The organism is Fodinisporobacter ferrooxydans, from assembly GCF_022818495.1.
In the GTDB taxonomy this organism is placed as follows: domain Bacteria; phylum Bacillota; class Bacilli; order Tumebacillales; family MYW30-H2; genus Fodinisporobacter; species Fodinisporobacter ferrooxydans.
Window position 1 is genome coordinate 1,250,782 of the sequence record NZ_CP089291.1, and the last position, 19,219, is coordinate 1,270,000.

Below are 19,219 nucleotides of genomic sequence, written 5' to 3' on the forward strand. Positions count from 1 at the left end.
TCAATATACATATGGGTGTTATTAAATCAGCAAAGGGAGTATGTTCGGATGTTAGACCCCAAAATCCTTCGGAATGATCCAGAACGTGTTCGTCAATCTCTGATTCGCAGAGGAGAACCAACAGAAACCGTCGACCAATTCCTCGAACTTGACAAGACAAGACGAGAACGATTGGTTGAAGTGGAATCATTAAAGAATACAAGAAATACTGTTTCTCAGGAGGTAGCTGTTTTAAAGAAAAACAAACAAGATGCGGAAGAGTTAATTTTAAAAATGCGGGACGTTTCTGCGAAAATTAAAGAACTGGACGATCAAGTTCGGACGGTTGAAGAGCAAATTCAACAAGTCATATTAAGCATCCCGAATATTCCGGATGAGTCTGTACCTTATGGCCAGTCGGAAGAGGACAATGTTGTCATCTATACTTGGGGTGATCAGCCTCAATTTACTTTTACTCCGAAGCCCCATTGGGATATCGCTCAAGAATTGGGCTTGATCGATTTTGAAACAGCAGGCAAGATTACTGGCGCCCGTTTTGCCGTTTATAAAGGGCTTGGTGCGCGTTTGGAGCGGGCCCTTATTAATTTCATGCTCGACATACATACGTTAGAACATGGATATACGGAAGTCTTGCCGCCGTTTATCGTGAATCGCGACAGTATGACAGCAACCGGTCAATTGCCGAAGTTTGAGGAAGATGCATTCAAACTTCAGGACACAGATTACTTTCTTGTACCAACGGCTGAAGTTCCTTTGACGAATATATATCGCGATGAAATTCTGGCAGCAAGTGATTTGCCACAGTATATTGTCGCATATACGCCGTGCTTTCGTTCTGAAGCTGGTTCAGCAGGTCGGGATACACGAGGATTGATTCGACAACATCAGTTTAATAAAGTGGAGCTAGTAAAAATCGTTCATCCGTCTGCATCCCAGGAAGAATTGCTTGCACTCCGCGGCAATGCAGAAACGATTCTGCAATTGTTGAAATTGCCGTATCAGGTTCTCGATATGTGTACGGCGGATCTTGGCTTTGCGGCTGCGAAAAAATATGATTTGGAAGTCTGGTTGCCTTCTCAAGATATGTATCGGGAAATTTCTTCATGCAGTAATTTTGGAGACTTTCAGGGAAGACGCGCGAATATCCGTTTTCGACCGGAGCCGCAAGCAAAACCCGAATTTGCCCACACGCTGAACGGTTCAGGTTTGGCAGTTGGCCGTACAGTAGCTGCCATACTTGAGAATTACCAGCAAGAAGATGGTACCGTGAAAGTTCCTGATGTGTTGGTTCCCTATATGGGGGGAATTACGACACTTGGTCGTACAGAGGAATAGGCAGGGGGATAGGTCATTCCGCTTGTTGTTTTGCAATCGTTTTTCCCCTTTGTCATTACTGGCAAGGGGATTTTTGATTTTGTCATTGTGAATTTACAAAGGAATTTATCAATTCTTGTCGAAATTTGTTTTTAAGAGAATGTTCAAAAAGTAGTAAAACTCCACGGCGGATTGCTTTGCCGAATCCCAAAAAGCCTTACTCATGTACCAAACACGTACACTCCGTCGGCTTTTCGTGCTTCGACTTCGCACTCCTTGTGTCTTACTTAACCACTTTTTGAACTCTCACTTTAATATGAAAGTGGTTGAAAACGACTTGTATAGGGGGCGATGAAATTGATGTTTACAATTGGAGTCATTATCTTCTTCGTATGTGCGTATATTCAGTTTCGGGCACTAAACCGGCTTGCTTGGAGAAGGTCAATGTTTATTTCATTGGTTGCTTTTTTAATCGCTTTTATCATATCGTTGACGCCACATACAGCGGTTGTTCGAGTTCTAGTTGCTATATTTGAAATTTTTGGTTGGGGTTTTCTCCTTCTTGTAACGTATGGTGCTTTAAATCATATGGGCTCTGGCAAATGGAGACCAATGAAAAGTTCACATAAATAATTTATAGACGTTTGTCTTGCAGCAGATCGATCTTCCATCCTGGAGAATCGACCTGCTTTTTCTTTATGAGTTTCTTGCCAGATGTTTAAATATATGCTTTAAATGGTATAAATAAATAAAATTCCGACAGGAGCGTATTGCATGAATTGGAGGGAATCTTTTGCATCTGTAACGTCAGTTGATGAGATCAAGGAAAAACGGGAACAATTTTTTCAGGATCTTATTAAAACATTGAATCATGTCGAAATGGAGCATTTCGCTGATGAGATTTCCTGCATTCATAATGCATGTATCGTGCGTCTATGGGAATTCGTAAAGCAAGGAAATTCCCTACAGATGGAGTGGGTATTATTTGGAAGCGGAGGCAGACGTGAAGCAACATTGTTTACAGATCAAGACAATGGTGCGATATTTCCTTCATTCAACACCAATACAAATTCCCACGAAACTTTACCAATGTATCGAAGTCTTATGGAGAGAATGGCAAAGCAATTGGAGTTAGCCGGGTATGCTCCGTGTTCCGGTTTTGTCATGGCTGTAAATCCAAGGTGGAATGGCACAGTGGAGGAGTTTTTCGCGAGAATTGATCATTATTTGGCATATCCGGATTGGGATAATGCCCGCTTTCTTATGATTATGGCTGATATGCGCAGTTTAACAAATCATCAGCCAAATGTAGAACAGATTCGTACGTATATGCTGGATCGAATTCCACATGCAAAATTTTTGCATTGGTTAGTTGCGAATCATAGCTGGTCACAATCGATCGCTTTGAATGTATTAGGGAATATTCGATATATCTCCGGCGGGCCATATCGAGGATGGTTTCCTTTGAAAGAAGGGTTGTATTTACCTGTCATCAATATGATCCGTTTATGGTCGCTTGCTTTTGGATTCGATGCCTATTCTTCATGGGAACGCTCTCGACTATTATTTGAACGGGGCGTTTGGGACCGGGAGCTTTATCAAAATGTAAAACGAACCTTAGATTTGTGCTACAATTTGAGAATTGTACGACAATTGCAAATAGCGAAGGAACAACCTACATTGTCGTTTGTGACGGATGAGGATTTATATGTAGACCTAGAAAACCCGGAGCATACATGGAAAGATCGTGTGCAGCAAGCGTTGTTGACAGCGAAGCAACTGCAAAAACTGACAAGCTCTCATTTTCGGAAGCCTAGGTGAACGAGATGGATGGGAGACGATCAGGTTTTTTTCAACGGTTATTCGGGTCAAAACATGGGGAATCGGCTTCATCTTTTTATCATATGGAAACATTTCAGTCAGAAGCTGCATTCCGGCAAATGATGCGGGAACACCAACTTCAGAACATTTGGACGCAATCCTTGTTAGAATCCACGTACGCAGTATTTGACACAGAAACGACAGGGTTTAATCCCAAGCAGGATTATATGTTCTCCATCGGCGGTGTAAAGGTGACTGGAATCGGTGAGGTGCAAGATACCTTTTATTCTTTGATTCGTATTCCTGAGCATATATCCATTGCAGAAGAATTGCTCTTGAGTTCACAAATCAAGCGCAGTGATATTGCACAGGCACCGTTTGTCAGCAATGTCTTAAGGGATTTTTTAAATTTTGTCGGAGATAGCATTTGGGTTGCTCATTATGCAAAACATGATGTAAGGTTTATTAATATGGCTAGCCGTCAATGTTGGAAAACGGAATTGGACATTCAAGTGGTTGATACTGAACGCGTAGGAAGGATTTTGTTTCCCGATAGGCAAACGGCTACTCTGGAAGATATGTTAACATATTTTAAAGTCCCGATCGAAAATCGTCATCATGCATTGTCTGATGCACAAATGACTGCAAAAGTATGGAATCATATGTTGCAGCATCTTCAGCAAAAACAAATTCATACGGTTGGGGATTTATTTGAAGCCATCATCATGCAATAAGTAAAAAATCTCGTTCTCCTTTAGGATCACGAGACCAAGTTTAATTCTAATAGGAAGTTCTAAAAGGAGTATAAGTATTGCTTCAACTCCCATTGGTGAACAATCTTGCGGTATAGATCCCATTCCATTGATTTTGCTTTCACATAGTTGGTATAGGCATGCTCGCCAAGCGCCGCCTGGATGATTTCATCTTCATCCAATGCTTCTAAAGCTTCTTCCAAATTCAGTGGAAGTTGCAAAACCTCCAATCGCAACAGTTCTTCTTCTGTAATCCCATGAATGTTCTTGTTTATGGGAAGCGGTAATTTTGCTTTGTTCTCAATCCCATCCAAGCCGGCCATTAACATAACAGCAATGGCTAAATACGGATTACAGGAAGGATCTGGTGAGCGAACTTCAATGCTTGTGTTGAATTCCTGTGCAACAGATACTCTGATAAGATGGCTGCTGATTTTGGATGACCATGCAGCGTAAACAGGAGCTTCATATCCAGGAACCAGACGCTTATAGCTGTTGACAAGGGGATTCGTAACTGCGGTGATGGCTCTCGCATGAGCCAGAATCCCAGATGCGTAATAGCAGGCAATTTCGCTCAGATTCAACGGATTTTTTTCATTATAGAAAACATTTTGATGGCCGGAGAAAAGTGCGTGATGAAAATGCATTCCCGAACCTTCCATACCGAAAAAAGGTTTAGGCATAAATGTAGCATGCAGCCCATAATGGCGGCTGATCGTTTTTACCACTAATTTAAAAGTCATAAGATTGTCAGCCGTTTCAACGGCATCCGCAAATTTCAAATCGATCTCATGTTGTCCGGGTGCGGCTTCATGGTGCGATGTTTCAATTTCAATCCCCATTGCCTGCAAGATTAGCGCGATTTCCCGACGGCAGTTTTCCCCTAGATCGATCGGTGCCATGTCAAAATACCCGCCTTCATCGTTAGGCTGTGTTGTGGGTTGATTGTTTTTGTCCAACTTTAGCAGAAAAAATTCCGGTTCGATTCTTACTTTAAGAGAGGAAAATCCCATAGTATTCGCTTTTTTTAGAACCCGCTTTAAAATACCGCGCGGATCCCCGGCAAACGTAGTACCATTTGGCATACATACGTCACAAATAAGGCGTGCGACTTTGTTTTCTTGTGTGCTCCATGGAAATATCAACCAAGTGTTCAGGTCCGGATGTAAATACATATCTGATTCTTGTACGCGGACATAACCTTCAATCGATGAGCCATCAAACAACAATTCGTTATCCAAAGCTTTTTCAAGTTGATGTAATGGGATTTCAACATTTTTTAGCGTTCCGAGAAGATCTGTAAATTGCAGGCGAATATACCGTACCCCTTCTTCATGTGCAATTCTTATAATATCTTCCTTGGTATAGATTTGATTCATACGAAAACCTCCTCGCAAGGGAGAGTTAATTTTAATAAATTATAAACGATTTATTGAATTTCGTGTTAGAAAAGTTTACATTAACATTATATAAGCTTTTACATTTGTCTGCATTACATCTTATGATATGAAAATGAAAAAACGCCCACTTTATACAACCCAGCAGATATGACAATCAAATTTTAAAGATTCTACTCTTACAGGAATGGAGAGGCTTTATGATCGAATTTCCAATGATTGATTCGGAATGGATTTTAGATCACAATGCGACAGTGAAACGGGCGCAATGGTGGCAGGATGTGATATTGAAAACAAGGGATTGGCTGGAAGAGGACGGAGATATACGCGATTGGATGATTGCATTTCGGGAATTGCGTGAGGAGTTGTTAAATAAAGCATGGAAAGCAACGGTGCCTAGTAACTTCAGAGAAGATGCGCATTACATTCTTTTCGGTTCCGGCGGGCGTGGAGAAGATCTTCTTTACAGTGATTTGGACCATGCGGTATTACTGAGGGAAGATGTTCGATTGGAAGATCTGCAGCAGTATTTGTATGCGTTTATACGTATCATGAATGAACTTGGCTGCCCGCCATGTCAGGGATTTGTGATGAGCACGAATACACGCTGGATCGGTTCTCCGACAGAATGGAAGGATCGGATCAAACGATATTTTGAGTTCCCGGATTGGGATCATGCCCGTTATTTGTTTATGATTGCAGATGCCCGGCCGCTGGATGGATACGTACCAGGATGGCTGGAGATTTTGCAAGGGGTATTAAACGGTATCCGCCAATCGGCCTTCATCTGTTGGGAGATGGCGCACCTTGGCATTCATCGCTCTGTGGCGATCAGTGTATTTCGTCGACTGAAGAGCAAACGCGAAGAGCAGCGGGAGATTTTCAATATAAAAGAAGGATTATTGAATCCAATCATCCATTCGCTGCGGTTGCTTGCGGTTGCAAACGGCTTTTATGAGACTTCCACCTGGAAGCGTAATGAGTTTCTTAATCAACAAGGGATACTCCCTAATAATTGGAAAATAATGATTGAGGAAGCACTGCTTTACGGGTGGAAAGTGCGCTTACAGGTACAAGTAAAAGAACTTTGCCAAAATCAGCCTGTTACGGATGTTGTGGTTGTCTCGGAATATACGAAAAACGCCCGAGATGAATTGATGACACATTTAGAGACTGCAAAGCTATTGGAACGCTGGACACACCGACAGTTTCGAAAACCGAGGTGACTTTGGTGAAATGGTTTTGGAATACGGGACGAACAGAACAAGATTTGCTTGCGAGGCAGCGGGAACTCGCGCATGAAGACAAAAGTGTAACAATCTGGGAAATGCCGTTGTCAGAAGCGGAGTATTTTGTAATCGATATCGAGACAAGCGGATTTTCTGCTACAAAAGATTGTGTATTATCACTTGCCGGGGGATGCATGCATGGATGCGATACAACACTCGATCCCCTGCAATACAGCATTGTCCGGCATGACCAAGTCGACATGATATCGGACAACATTTGGCAATTGACGGGTTTATCTCCTGCTCAAATACAACAGGGAGAAGAATGGCGGGACGTTTTATTTCGGGCTTTGGAGTTGTCGAGTGACCGGGTTTGGATTGCACATCATATCCGCCATGAAATGTCATTTATTCAGCGCCACGCCAAACATTTTTGGAAAATGCATTTGCGTCCGATCGCCATAGATACTGCGATTGTTGCACAGGCATTGTGCAAGCTGCCAGATGCACCGACATTGGATCGAGTGTGTGAATGGCTGGATGTGCCAGTAAAAAATCGCCATCGGGCCGATGCTGATATCATGATGACAGCAGAAGTATGGAAGAAAGAAATGGCTATGTGCAGGTCCCTTGGTCTCGAGACGATAGGGGAAGTTATTGAATGGTCAATCTCCCATGGATGGGGTTGATTTTGTTTTCAATCTTAAAGCAATCTCCATTCCATATTTTAACTTACATTACGTGTTAAAAATGTTTACATTAACTGTTGACGTTCCTTTCGGAAATGGTTATAGTATTAACTATAGAACGAAGGGAGGCGCATTATGTTGAAAGGTTTATTACGGAAAGTGAGTATAGCTTACATGAGTCTTGTGGCGTTACTAGCTCTGCCTAACATCGTATTTGCCGCTACAGATCAGCCGAAAGTGGATACCGGTGATACAGCTTGGCTGCTTGTATCATCCGCACTGGTAATGTTGATGACACCTGGATTGGCGTTTTTCTACGGGGGGCTTGTTCGAAAGAAAAATGTTATCACTACTATGTTGCAAGTTTGTGCAGTTATTTTAATTGTTTCCGTTCAGTGGGTATTATTTGGATACAGTTTATCCTTTGGGCCTGATTTCCATCATGTTATCGGCGGTTTACAATGGAGTATGCTAAAGGGTGTCGGTGAGACGCCGGACGCAGACTACGCACCGACAATCCCGCATTTGGTGTTCTCCATTTATCAAATGATGTTCGCAATTATTACACCTGCTCTTATCGTTGGTGGGCTTGCAGAGCGTGTGAAGTTTTCATCATTCCTGGTTTTCATTACACTCTGGGCAACGGTTATTTACGATCCTTTGGCACATTGGGTGTGGGGAGCGAATGGTTGGCTGCATAACTTGGGCGTATTGGATTTTGCGGGCGGTACAGTTGTCCACATCAGTTCAGGGGTAGCCGGTTTGGTTGCTGCCATTTACCTCGGGAAACGTGCCGAACATGGCACAAAGTCGATTCGCGCACACAATGTTCCATTTGTGCTGCTTGGTACAGCGTTGTTGTGGTTCGGTTGGTTCGGATTCAATGCCGGAAGTGCATTGGGTGCTAATGCCCTCTCTGCTTCCGCGTTTATTACAACCAATACAGCGACAGCAGCTTCTGCAATCGGTTGGATGCTTATTGAAAAATTGCGTACAGGTCATGTAACGCTTGGCGGGATGTGTGCCGGTGCAGTTGCCGGACTTGTAGCCATTACGCCAGCGGCCGGTTTTGTAACACCAGGCGCATCGATCGTACTAGGATTTGTTGGTGGAATTATCTGTTTCTTCGCATCGACATTTATGAAGGAAAAGCTCGGATATGATGACGCCCTTGACGCATTTGGCGGTCATGGGATCGGTGGAACATGGGGTGCGCTTGCTACAGGTATATTTGCTACCACTATGGTGAACTCAGCTGGAGCGAACGGTTTGATCCATGGCAATCCGCATCAGTTGCTGCTGCAACTCATTGGTGTCGTTGCGTCATGGCTGTTCTCTGGAATCGGTACATTTATCCTGATCAAAGTAATCGATTTGGTTATGGGATTCCGGGTGACAAAAGAAGAAGAACTTATGGGTCTCGACCATGTGCTTCACAACGAATCTGCGTATCCGGAACAACTCTCTGCTGATGAGCTTCCTAAAATGATGAATCATTCCAGTGCTTTGAAAGTGTAATACGACTCGCAAGAACGTATCATTCAAAAGTGTATTGCTCCAATAAGTATAGTTGTCTTTCCCTAAATGAATGAATTCTGTGATCGCTCCAAAGAAACGCTCATATCACTTTCCGTGGATGAGTGTTTCTTTGGGGCCTTTTTATTGGACGCATTTCAGGAATCATACACAAAATTGATTTGTGTGTAATTTGAGATAATAACAAAGAGCGATTCAAACAGATACTTCTCCAGCGATATGAGGGTGTGGATCATATCCAACCATTTCGAAATCTTCTATTCCAAAGTCAAAAATATCGTTTGCGTTTCGTTTTATGTGCAGCTTCGGCAGATTTTTTTCCTTACGTGTTAATTGTAATTTTACTTGTTCGATGTGATTAAGATAGATGTGGGCATCACCTAATGTATGGATAAATTCAAAAGGCTCAAGCCTGCAGACATGTGCCACCATATGTGTCAGCAACGCATACGATGCAATATTAAAAGGAACGCCTAAAAATACATCGGCTGAGCGTTGATACAATTGGCAGCTAAGTTTGCCATTGGCAACATAAAATTGAAAAAAAGCATGGCAAGGAGGCAGCGCCATTTGATCAACATCTGCAGGATTGTATGCGACGACTAATAAACGGCGGGAGTCAGGATTTGTTTTAATTTGATTGATTACATTGGCGATTTGATCGATGGTTGTGCCGTCCGGCTTTTCCCAAGAACGCCACTGCTTGCCGTATACAGGGCCTAATTCCCCGTTTTCATCTGCCCATTCATCCCAAATTGTCACTTTATTGTCTTTTAGATATTGAATATTGGTATCGCCGCGCAAAAACCAAAACAGTTCATGTGCAATCACACGAAACGGAAGTCTTTTGGTTGTGAGCAAAGGAAATCCTTCTTGAAGATTAAAGCGCATTTGGTAACCAAAAATAGAGATCGTGCCTGTTCCTGTACGGTCTTCTTTCTCTGTGCCGTTTTCTAATATATGTTGACATAATTCTTTATATTGTATCATTCTGTACCTCCAAAGAATTCTTAAGTAAACTTTTATCCGAAAATTAGGCCAAACATGAACCGTTGTATTGTTACTCACATTTTATCAAAATAAAGCAACTGAAGACATAAGAACCTTTTAAAATACGTTTCGGATATTTGGCAATAGATGTAACGCATGATTGTACACTTTATTGCAAACGAATGTTGAAGGGCTGTTCTTGACTCAGGGAAATTAGGATGATAGCATTAAAACGCAAAATAAAGGGTATTCGCATGTGTGCAAGGAGGTGATGACAATGAACCATGAAGAACGGATGCAGGAAGCACTAAAGGAAGCTGAAATTGCACGTTCTTATGGTGAGGTTCCAATTGGTGCAGTTGTGTATTACGATGGAGAAGTCGTTGGGCGTGGGCATAATATGCGGGAAACTTGGCGGGATCCTACGGCTCATGCGGAAATATTGGCCATCCGTAATGCAAGCAGATCTTTGGGAGGATGGCGATTAACTGGCTGCACGCTGTATGTTACATTAGAACCTTGTGTCATGTGTGCCGGAGCAATTGTCCTCGCGCGTTTTGATGCAATTGTATTTGGTGCAACGGATCCGAAAGCAGGTGCATGTGGTTCTATTTTTTCAGTCCTTGATTCTTCTTTGCTAAACCATCGGCCGAAAGTTACCAGTGGTGTTTTGGCAGAAGAATGTGGTATGATATTACAAGAATTTTTTAGAAATCTTCGTCGAAAAAATTGTTAATTGTTGTATACACATATAACTTCTTTCTTTATTTATGGAGAGATGTCTGAGTGGTCGAAAGAGCTCGCCTCGAAAGCGAGTAGCCTCGCAAGGGGCTCGTGGGTTCGAATCCCACTCTCTCCGCCAAATCGTTTTGAAGGCCTTGTATTTTTTAGATACTCATTAGTATCAAAATGCAAGGCTTTATTATTTATATGGCTATATTTGGATAAAAAAGAGGAAATTGAAAGCGCATATAGAAGTTAAAATTACTTCGATTGAGAAGGATATCGACATTAATAGTTTCACAATTTTACGGTAAGGCGGTTCGTTGTAAGGTGAAAAATAGGAGGTGGCGATGTGAAAGAGGGTCTTTCAGTTCAGGAGATTCATTTGGATCAGATTTCCTTTCCAGTATTTCGAACTGATTTAAAAGGTGTCATTACTGAATGGAATCAAATGTTTTATCAGCAGTTCTCCCGAATTATAGAAGATGCAAAAGATTCCTTTAAACGGAACCGTTTTCTCTCTATCTTGCCATCGAATCAGACATGTCATAGGGATTGTTTAGTATTTCAATTAAATGGCCATGCATGCCGCCCGGCAGAACTGCGAACAGATGAAGGAATATACCATCTATGTGGAGTCGAGATACGTGATCGCAAAGAAAAATTAACAGGTTACCAATATATCGTACATGAACCTTTGGAGAGTGTCGAAGCTGATAAAAGCGATAGTATGCTCGATATGAAAACACGGATTTTTCAAGATTTAAATATGGGAATTCTATGTTTGGATTCATGTGGTAACGTAACCTATTTGAATCCAGTGGCAGCAGATTTATTGGATATTGATCTTGATTTAATGGAAAATAAAACAGTAGTATGGACAACTTTGCTTCCTGAATTCAGGGAAGAGTACGCGATTATACAAAAAATCATAATTGCGAAACAGCCGTATCGAAATTTTTTGACCAATTGGGAAAGAAATGGAGTACTTCATCATATTCTAATTGACTCTTATTTTATTGAAGATTCTTTTCCTAATAAGAAAAGTATCTGCATTTTATTTAAGGATATTGGAAACTTTGTCTCGATGGAGCAAAAAATTCAACGCAATGAAAAATTGGCTACTATTGGTAAAATCGCAGCAGGAATCGCTCATGAGATTCGCAATCCATTAACGTCTATTAAGGGATTTTTGCAAATTATGAACGATGATATGCAAAAAAGCGGATTGAGCAAATATCAGTCGTATACAGGTGTTATGTTAACAGAGATTGAACGGATCAATGGTCTTGTAAGTGAATTATTGCTTCTATCTAAACCAAAAAACGTAAAATTTCAACCAATTGATATTATAGAAGTCATACTGGAGTTAAAACCTATTATTCAATCGGAAGCGCATTTATATAATATAAAACTTGATTTCCGATTATTATCTGTTCCGAATGTATTTGCAGGTACGGAAATGTTGAAGCAAGTATTTCTTAATTTGATGAAAAATGCAATTGAGGCAATGCCGAATGGTGGAACGCTCACTGTTGAAACATGCTTTGATGTAGCAGAGCAACTGGTTCGCATTGATTTTCGCGATACAGGTGTTGGAATTCCCCATTATATGATTGATCGGATTTTTGACGCGTTTTTCACCACCAAAGAAATGGGTACAGGATTGGGATTATCACTTTGCCAAAAAATTGTGAATGATTTAGGTGGATCGATTCGAGTAGGGAATAAAGGATTTGGCACGACGTTTTCCGTTATTTTGCCAATTGAAAAACCGGCAAATGAGGAATAAGACAGCTCCGTTTTCATGAATTGTCGTTTTATTGAACTTATGTTACCCTTACATCACAGAAGGAACATGAGAGAAGGGGTAACCGTTGTCGTACGTTGCATTGTATCGCGAGTGGAGACCGCAAACCTTTGCAGATATGGTGGGACAAGCACATATAAAGACTACTTTGCAAAATGCGATCCGCTATCAGCGTCTTGCCCATGCATACTTGTTCTCAGGCCCTCGCGGTACTGGTAAAACAAGTACTGCTAAAATTTTTGCAAAAGCAATTAATTGTGAGCATGGACCTGCGATTGAACCATGTAATTCGTGTCCGGCTTGTCGCGGAATCACAGATGGTTCAATTATGGACGTGGTAGAAATCGACGCCGCATCAAATCGGGGAATCGAAGAGATTCGCGATTTACGGGAACAAGTAAAATATGCACCGACAGAAGTTCGGTATAAGGTGTATATTATAGATGAAGTTCATATGTTAACGACAGAGGCGTTTAACGCTCTTTTGAAAACGCTGGAAGAGCCACCTCGCCATGTCATATTTATCTTGGCGACTACGGAACCTCATAAACTGCCCGCAACCATACTTTCCCGCTGCCAAAGGTTTGATTTTCGCCGGATTGGCACAAAAGATATTGTGGAGCGATTAAAACAGGTTGCTTTGGATAAACATGTACAAGTAGAGGAACAAGTATATTGGCTGATCGCGCGCATGGCTGATGGAGGCATGCGTGATGCTTTAAGTTTGTTTGACCAAGTAATCTCGTTTGATCAACAAATGATTACGATAGATGCTGTTCATTCTTTGCTTGGATCGATTCGAACTGAAGTTATTTACACTTTGTTCGAATCGATTGTAAAAGGAGATACTGCAAAAGCAGTACAAGAGTTTTCGAATATCCTGCAATCCGGGAAAGATCCTTCCCAATGTATTCATGAATTGTTGCAAGTAACGAGAGATGTTTTGATGCTCAAAACCGTTCCTGATTTACCTGATATTCAGGAAAGAATCGAGTATGATCCAGCATTTTCTGAATTTGACAAGATAAGCAATGTAGCTGATATCAGTTTTTTGATGGAGCAATTGACAGCACTGCAATCAGATTTAAAATGGAATACGAATCCTCGGTTGATGGCGGAAGTGACAATTGTACGATTGGCTCAGCGTCAGATTCATGCTCGGCAAGACATTTGGGAGCGGATCCAATTGCTTGAGCGAAAAATTGAAGAATTCAATCAAAAAAATCAGCAATTGATACAGTCGCTGCCGCTACAGGAACAAGTTACGCCATCTTTGACCAAAGTGCAAAAAACAAATCAATCAGAAACACCGCCTGGATCAATAAAAAAGCCGGTAAAGCAAAGAGTTCCAGGTGCGATCCATTCTCCGTCAGGCACTTCACAAGAGATTTCTTCTTCTGGAACACATGCGAGAATGGTTGATTCGGAACAATGGAATCCCACTCTTTTTCAATCGATTCGCAATCAGTGGCCGCAAATTCTTGAAGAAGTAAAACGTCGCAAAATTACGGCACAAGCATGGCTGTTGGATGGAGAACCTGTTGCAGTAGCTGGACATCAACTATTGGCGGCCTTTAAAAACCAAATTCATCGGGAAACGGTCATGAAGACGATTAACAAATCGGTCATTGATGAGGTATTAACACAGGCAGCAAATACACAATTGGAGTTGGTTGCTCTCTCTCAAGGAGAGTGGAAGCAACTCCAACAAAAAATACAGACAAGTGTAAAAACGGAAGCAGTCTCATCAGAACGTGAGGAAGATTTTTTTGCCGGTCATGCCGATCAACGGTCTCACACTGTGTCAGATCCTTCAAAGGAGCCTGAATGGATTGAGAAGACAAAAGAATTATTTGGTCATGAAAATGTTTTAATTATAGAACAAGAGGAGATTTAACACAGATGAAAAATATGAATCAACTAATGAAGCAAGCAAAAAAAATGCAAGAAGAGATGGTAAAAGCACAAGAAGCGTTAAGTGAAAAAATGGTGGAAGGTTCTGCGGGTGGCGGGGCAGTGACAGTTGTTGCGAATGGACATAAAAATTTGCAATCCGTAACGATTAAACCTGAGGCTGTCGACCCTGACGATGTGGAGATGTTGCAAGACCTCGTATTGGCTGCAGTGAATGATGCTTTGAAAAAAGTGGATGACCTCGTAGCTGGAGAAATGGGGAAATATACTCGTGGCTTGAATATCCCGGGCTTATTTTAAGGTGATGGAATGCTACATTATCCTGAACCGATAACAAATCTTATTGATGGATTTATGCGACTTCCCGGTATCGGTCCAAAAACTGCTCAACGATTGGCGTTTCACGTTTTAAATATGAAAGAAGAGGATGTTCTGGAAATTGCCAAGGCACTTGTCAATGCCAAGCGCCATTTATCCCATTGTTCCGTGTGTTGCAATATCACCGATGTGAATCCTTGCCGATTTTGCCAGGATACGATGCGACAACGGTCGGTGATTTGCGTTGTTCAGGAACCTAAAGATGTAGCTGCAATGGAAAGGACGCGGGAGTTTAACGGAATGTATCATGTGTTGCATGGAGCATTATCGCCGATGGAAGGGATAGGACCGGAGGATATTCGAATTACGGAACTTTTAAAAAGAGTTGCGGATGAAGAAGTGCAAGAAGTGATTCTTGCGACGAATCCGACTGTTGAAGGGGAAGCTACCGCGATGTATCTATCTCGCCTGTTGCGTCCTTTCCAATTAAAAGTAACGCGTATTGCGCATGGATTGCCGGTCGGCGCAGATTTGGAATATGCGGATGAAGTGACTTTGTCTAAAGCATTGGAAGGTCGCAGGGAATTGTAAAAGGAATCGCAAAAGCTAAATTTTGTGTTTGAACCGGTTGATTTAGAAATTATTTGTCATATTTTAAATCCTGCGTGTCTATACTCTAGTAACTCAGCAAAACAGATGGGGGGACTAGAGGAACATGACAGGTCGTTGGAAGGAACATTTACTTGACAAGTGCAAAATTTCTTATGGTTCAAATCAAATAGCAGCTTCCTTAGAGTCTGAATTTGATCGTAAAGAGCTGCAAAAAATCGATGAACGTGAACAACTTTTGCAAAACTTAAAGCAGGCAAAGAAGGAATGGGTTCAAGCGCAGAACTTGTTTGATCATGCGATTGAACCGGAGTTAATCGATTATGGTATTGTAATGTTAGAGTCAGCCGAAAAAAAATACAACTATTTTATTAAGCTGGCGAGAAAATTAGGAATTCAAGTCGAAATATAAAAAAAAGGCCTCGTGGACGTTGCCGCGAGCCTTTTTTTATTGTGCGCGAATAAATTTGGAGTTTCTATGGCAAATGCAAGCCGCAAGGGAGGAAGGTTTTGTTCTTGTTTTTCAAAATGGTGAATAAAATACATAAAGATGGGACAAGGGAGGTGCAGTATGAATCTTTGGCAAATTATCCTAAGTGTAGTTGGAGTTGCAATGGTTTTATTTTTCGTTTCTCAACTTTTTCAAAATCCAATGAAAGTCATTGGCTTTTTTGTTCGAAGCGCCTTGATCGGTTGTGCGGGAATTTATATCATTAATCTGTTAGGGCAGAATTTCCACTTGCACATAGGATTCAATTGGATAACTGCTGCTGTGGCTGGGGTACTTGGCATTCCGGGGTTGATTGCATTAGTTGTTATTAAAATGTGGTTTCTAGCTAGCATATAGTCCAGCATTCGCTGAATAATAACTGAACGTATATTTGAATTTTTCATATGGTTTTCTATACACGCCGTTGGGTGTGTTTTTTTATTGTCAAAGAAACACATTGACAACCATATGTGTCATATGTTGTATATACAATCGCTTGTAACTGGAGATGGACATTTCCCAACATAAGATTTCGTTGAGGGGTAACACGAAAGGTTTCTGAGAGAAATAATTGGTCGGGTTTAAAAATCGCTAAGTGTACCTATACTAGTTGATAGAAATATAAAGTATGAAAGCGATAGGTGATATTGCATGCAAAAACCACTTCAACAGAATTTGAATGAGGACGTATGCATTGTTTGTAATGTTCGTCGTTCAGCAGGAATTCATATTTGGGGGCAGTTTATTTGTGATGTTTGTGAAAGAAATATTGTTAAAACAGAAGTTTCAGATGAAAAATACTATTATTATATACAGAAGTTAAAAAAGATTTGGTTAGAGGCAACTTCCTAGTTTTATTTCGGAAACATTTATATCTATATAGTGTTATTTTTTAAAAATTTATGTTTGACATCTATAATTATATTTGTTATATTATCTAAGCGGTCGCTGATGCGGCTTTAACAAACGAGGTTCTTTGAAAACTAAACAAGTGCAGGGAGTTATATATGTAACTCCTGTCATTAGTCAGTAATGATTCTGACAGGGTAAAAACTTTCATTTGAGAGTTTGATCCTGGCTCAGGACGAACGCTGGCGGCGTGCCTAATACATGCAAGTCGCGCGGACGATGCAAAGCTTGCTTTGCATCGTTAGCGGCGGACGGGTGAGTAACACGTGGGCAACCTGCCGAATCGTTTGGGATAACACCCGGAAACGGGTGCTAATACCGGATAGTTTCTTTCTTCGCATGAAGGGAGACGGAAAGGTCCGTTCGGACCGCGATTCGATGGGCCCGCGGCGCATTAGCTAGTTGGTGGGGTAACGGCTCACCAAGGCGACGATGCGTAGCCGACCTGAGAGGGTGACCGGCCACACTGGGACTGAGACACGGCCCAGACTCCTACGGGAGGCAGCAGTAGGGAATCTTCCGCAATGGGCGCAAGCCTGACGGAGCAACGCCGCGTGAGTGATGAAGGCCTTCGGGTTGTAAAACTCTGTCTTCGGAGACGAACCCGTACGGGAGGAAATGCCCGTGCGTTGACGGTATCCGAGGAGGAAGCCCCGGCTAACTACGTGCCAGCAGCCGCGGTAATACGTAGGGGGCAAGCGTTGTCCGGAATCACTGGGCGTAAAGCGCGCGCAGGCGGCATTTCACGTCTGGGGTGAAAGTCCAGAGCTCAACTCTGGGATGGCCTTGGAAACGGGAGTGCTTGAGCGTCGGAGAGGTAAGGGGAATTCCACGTGTAGCGGTGAAATGCGTAGAGATGTGGAGGAACACCAGTGGCGAAGGCGCCTTACTGGCCGATTGCTGACGCTGAGGCGCGAAAGCGTGGGGAGCAAACAGGATTAGATACCCTGGTAGTCCACGCCGTAAACGATGAGTGCTAGGTGTTGGAGGGTACCACCTCCAGTGCCGAAGCTAACGCATTAAGCACTCCGCCTGGGGAGTACGGTCGCAAGACTGAAACTCAAAGGAATTGACGGGGGCCCGCACAAGCAGTGGAGCATGTGGTTTAATTCGAAGCAACGCGAAGAACCTTACCAGGTCTTGACATCCCGCTGACCGGTGTAGCGATACACCTTCCCTTCGGGGCAGCGGTGACAGGTGGTGCATGGTTGTCGTCAGCTCGTGTCGTGAGATGTTGGGTTAAGTCCCGCAACGAGCGCAACCCTTGATCTGTGTTGCCAGCATTCAGTTGGGCACTCACAGGTGACTGCCGGCGACAAGCCGGAGGAAGGCGGGGATGACGTCAAATCATCATGCCCCTTATGACCTGGGCTACACACGTGCTACAATGGGCGGTACAACGGGATGCGAAGCCGCAAGGCGGAGCCAACCCCTGAAAACCGTTCACAGTTCGGATTGCAGGCTGCAACCCGCCTGCATGAAGCCGGAATTGCTAGTAATCGCGGATCAGCATGCCGCGGTGAATCCGTTCCCGGGCCTTGTACACACCGCCCGTCACACCACGAGAGTTGGCAACACCCGAAGTCGGTGGGGCAACCGCAAGGGGCCAGCCGCCGAAGGTGGGGTCGATGATTGGGGTGAAGTCGTAACAAGGTAGCCGTATCGGAAGGTGCGGCTGGATCACCTCCTTTCTAAGGAATATAAGTCCCTCATGGGGATGCGAAAAAGAATGTTTGTGTTACACGGACATTGCCCTGCACTTGGTTAGTTTTGAGGGAACCTCCCTCAACTGGAAACATCTGATGGTTGCATCGCTGGATGCAGCGTATTAAGATGGACTTCCTACTTCCGCAAGGAAGCGTGAATATGGAATGGCTTTTTTATGTTCTTTGTTCTTGATGTTCTTTGAAAACTGGATAGCGAATTCTATCGTATACAGGATGAATACAATGCGTGGTAACTGCGCAAGCAGTACACAATTTCATCAAATGTTTTACCCGAGCGCTTAACGATTTTTTGGTATGCATGTTTCATGCAGCACCAAGCTGCGACTCGCTAGCGGCAAGAAGTGCTAGGAAGAGATTTCGTGAAGAAGTGAGCATAATGGAATTATGTGAACGATGAACGAAAGATCTGACAACGCAATTCGAAGCCGATAGGTAGAGTCGCCTAGGTTAAGTTAGTAAGGGCGCATGGTGGATGCCTAGGTGCCAGGTGCCGATGAAGGACGGAGCGAACGCCGAAACGCCCCGGGGAGCTGTAAGCAAGCGTTGATCCGGGGATCTCCGAATGGGGCAACCCCCTGCGGTTCATACCGCAGGATTCCGATCTGAATCCATAGGGTCGGAAAGGTACACCAGGGGAACTGAAACATCTAAGTACCCTGAGGAAAAGAAAACAACAGTGATTCCCTAAGTAGCGGCGAGCGAACGGGGAATAGCCCAAACCGCACATGCTTGCATGTGCGGGGTTGCGGGGCGTCTCATACGAAGTTATCAATCCATTGGGTAGGAGAACGGCCTGGAACGGCCGATCGCAGAGGGTGACAATCCCGTATCTGAAACCAAATGGACTTCGAGACGAACCCCAAGTACCGCGGGACACGTGAAATCCCGTGGGAATCCGGGAGGACCACCTCCTAAGGCTAAATACACCCTGGCAACCGATAGTGAACCAGTACCGTGAGGGAAAGGTGAAAAGCACCCCGGGAGGGGAGTG

General features: G+C 43.0%; 16 protein-coding genes, 1 tRNA gene and 2 rRNA genes (1 of these 19 cut by a window edge). 17 read left to right on the forward strand and 2 right to left on the reverse strand.

Translation table 11 applies throughout. The features are described from left to right. Positions 1-48: 48 nt before the first annotated feature. The 3 genes from serS (at position 49) to LSG31_RS05895 (ending at position 3,869) form a co-directional block, all read left to right on the forward strand. Positions 49-1,335 carry a serine--tRNA ligase gene (gene serS / locus LSG31_RS05885; protein WP_347438459.1) on the forward strand — a complete coding sequence of 429 codons (1,287 nt, stop codon included), beginning with the start codon at positions 49-51 and terminating at the stop codon, positions 1,333-1,335. A gap of 753 nt (positions 1,336-2,088) precedes the next feature. After that, positions 2,089-3,135: a DUF294 nucleotidyltransferase-like domain-containing protein gene (locus tag LSG31_RS05890; RefSeq protein ID WP_347438460.1), complete on the forward strand. Its 1,047-nt coding sequence runs from the start codon at positions 2,089-2,091 to the stop codon at positions 3,133-3,135. Positions 3,136-3,140: 5 nt separating this feature from the next. Further along, a complete protein-coding gene (locus tag LSG31_RS05895; protein ID WP_347438461.1) occupies positions 3,141-3,869 on the forward strand; it encodes an exonuclease domain-containing protein in 729 nt (242 codons plus the stop codon). A gap of 59 nt (positions 3,870-3,928) precedes the next feature. Here LSG31_RS05895 and glnA read toward each other — a convergent pair whose 3' ends face one another. Next, positions 3,929-5,266, reverse strand: coding sequence for a type I glutamate--ammonia ligase (gene glnA / locus LSG31_RS05900; RefSeq protein ID WP_347438462.1), 1,338 nt, complete (start codon positions 5,264-5,266; stop codon positions 3,929-3,931). 218 nt (positions 5,267-5,484) lie between these two features. Between glnA and LSG31_RS05905 the strand changes: the two genes are divergently transcribed. The 3 genes from LSG31_RS05905 to LSG31_RS05915 all read left to right on the forward strand — a co-directional run bounded on the left by LSG31_RS05905 (position 5,485) and on the right by LSG31_RS05915 (position 8,720). Then, positions 5,485-6,510: a putative nucleotidyltransferase substrate binding domain-containing protein gene (locus tag LSG31_RS05905; protein WP_347438463.1), complete on the forward strand. Its 1,026-nt coding sequence runs from the start codon at positions 5,485-5,487 to the stop codon at positions 6,508-6,510. A 5-nt stretch (positions 6,511-6,515) separates the two neighbouring features. Next, complete coding sequence (locus tag LSG31_RS05910) at positions 6,516-7,202, forward strand: 3'-5' exonuclease (protein ID WP_347438464.1); 687 nt, start codon at positions 6,516-6,518, stop codon at positions 7,200-7,202. Between the two features lie 237 nt (positions 7,203-7,439). Then, complete coding sequence (locus LSG31_RS05915) at positions 7,440-8,720, forward strand: ammonium transporter (RefSeq protein ID WP_347439450.1); 1,281 nt, start codon at positions 7,440-7,442, stop codon at positions 8,718-8,720. Between the two features lie 213 nt (positions 8,721-8,933). On the opposite strand, the gene LSG31_RS05920 is transcribed toward LSG31_RS05915, so the two are convergent. Then, a complete protein-coding gene (locus LSG31_RS05920) occupies positions 8,934-9,728 on the reverse strand; it encodes a thymidylate synthase (protein WP_347438465.1) in 795 nt (264 codons plus the stop codon). 277 nt (positions 9,729-10,005) lie between these two features. Between LSG31_RS05920 and tadA the strand changes: the two genes are divergently transcribed. From tadA to LSG31_RS05975, 11 genes are all read left to right on the forward strand, one after another. Further along, positions 10,006-10,464 carry a tRNA adenosine(34) deaminase TadA gene (gene tadA / locus LSG31_RS05925; RefSeq protein WP_430734248.1) on the forward strand — a complete coding sequence of 153 codons (459 nt, stop codon included), beginning with the start codon at positions 10,006-10,008 and terminating at the stop codon, positions 10,462-10,464. Between the two features lie 36 nt (positions 10,465-10,500). Beyond that, positions 10,501-10,590: transfer RNA gene (locus tag LSG31_RS05930), tRNA-Ser, on the forward strand. A gap of 213 nt (positions 10,591-10,803) precedes the next feature. Beyond that, positions 10,804-12,243: a two-component system sensor histidine kinase NtrB gene (locus LSG31_RS05935; RefSeq protein WP_347438467.1), complete on the forward strand. Its 1,440-nt coding sequence runs from the start codon at positions 10,804-10,806 to the stop codon at positions 12,241-12,243. A gap of 85 nt (positions 12,244-12,328) precedes the next feature. Beyond that, positions 12,329-14,158, forward strand: a complete 1,830-nt coding sequence (gene dnaX, locus LSG31_RS05940) for a DNA polymerase III subunit gamma/tau (protein WP_347438468.1) — start codon at positions 12,329-12,331, stop codon at positions 14,156-14,158. A 5-nt stretch (positions 14,159-14,163) separates the two neighbouring features. Beyond that, the gene (locus LSG31_RS05945) at positions 14,164-14,475 is read left to right on the forward strand and encodes a YbaB/EbfC family nucleoid-associated protein (protein ID WP_347438469.1); all 312 of its coding nucleotides are present in this window, start codon (positions 14,164-14,166) and stop codon (positions 14,473-14,475) included. 9 nt (positions 14,476-14,484) lie between these two features. Continuing rightward, a complete protein-coding gene (gene recR, locus LSG31_RS05950) occupies positions 14,485-15,084 on the forward strand; it encodes a recombination mediator RecR (protein ID WP_347438470.1) in 600 nt (199 codons plus the stop codon). A 124-nt stretch (positions 15,085-15,208) separates the two neighbouring features. Further along, positions 15,209-15,514, forward strand: coding sequence for a YaaL family protein (locus LSG31_RS05955; protein ID WP_347438471.1), 306 nt, complete (start codon positions 15,209-15,211; stop codon positions 15,512-15,514). 159 nt (positions 15,515-15,673) lie between these two features. Continuing rightward, a complete protein-coding gene (locus LSG31_RS05960; protein WP_347438472.1) occupies positions 15,674-15,949 on the forward strand; it encodes a pro-sigmaK processing inhibitor BofA family protein in 276 nt (91 codons plus the stop codon). Positions 15,950-16,243: 294 nt separating this feature from the next. After that, the gene (locus tag LSG31_RS05965) at positions 16,244-16,444 is read left to right on the forward strand and encodes a sigma factor G inhibitor Gin (RefSeq protein ID WP_347438473.1); all 201 of its coding nucleotides are present in this window, start codon (positions 16,244-16,246) and stop codon (positions 16,442-16,444) included. 204 nt (positions 16,445-16,648) lie between these two features. Next, a 16S ribosomal RNA gene (locus LSG31_RS05970) occupies positions 16,649-18,192 on the forward strand. Between the two features lie 481 nt (positions 18,193-18,673). Continuing rightward, positions 18,674-19,219 (forward strand): 23S ribosomal RNA (locus tag LSG31_RS05975) (it continues 2,431 nt past the right edge of the window). Together the 16S and 23S rRNA genes form the textbook arrangement of a ribosomal RNA operon.

Coding starts and splice junctions, on each gene's coding strand:
- LSG31_RS05960 (WP_347438472.1), top strand. CDS start 15,674: ATGAATCTTTGGCAAATTATCCTAAGTGTAGTTGGAGTTGCAATGGTT.
- glnA (WP_347438462.1), bottom strand. CDS start 5,266: ATGAATCAAATCTATACCAAGGAAGATATTATAAGAATTGCACATGAA.
- LSG31_RS05955 (WP_347438471.1), top strand. CDS start 15,209: ATGACAGGTCGTTGGAAGGAACATTTACTTGACAAGTGCAAAATTTCT.
- LSG31_RS05890 (WP_347438460.1), top strand. CDS start 2,089: ATGAATTGGAGGGAATCTTTTGCATCTGTAACGTCAGTTGATGAGATC.
- recR (WP_347438470.1), top strand. CDS start 14,485: ATGCTACATTATCCTGAACCGATAACAAATCTTATTGATGGATTTATG.
- LSG31_RS05945 (WP_347438469.1), top strand. CDS start 14,164: ATGAAAAATATGAATCAACTAATGAAGCAAGCAAAAAAAATGCAAGAA.
- tadA (WP_430734248.1), top strand. CDS start 10,006: ATGAACCATGAAGAACGGATGCAGGAAGCACTAAAGGAAGCTGAAATT.
- serS (WP_347438459.1), top strand. CDS start 49: ATGTTAGACCCCAAAATCCTTCGGAATGATCCAGAACGTGTTCGTCAA.
- LSG31_RS05920 (WP_347438465.1), bottom strand. CDS start 9,728: ATGATACAATATAAAGAATTATGTCAACATATATTAGAAAACGGCACA.
- LSG31_RS05895 (WP_347438461.1), top strand. CDS start 3,141: ATGGATGGGAGACGATCAGGTTTTTTTCAACGGTTATTCGGGTCAAAA.
- LSG31_RS05905 (WP_347438463.1), top strand. CDS start 5,485: ATGATCGAATTTCCAATGATTGATTCGGAATGGATTTTAGATCACAAT.
- LSG31_RS05965 (WP_347438473.1), top strand. CDS start 16,244: ATGCAAAAACCACTTCAACAGAATTTGAATGAGGACGTATGCATTGTT.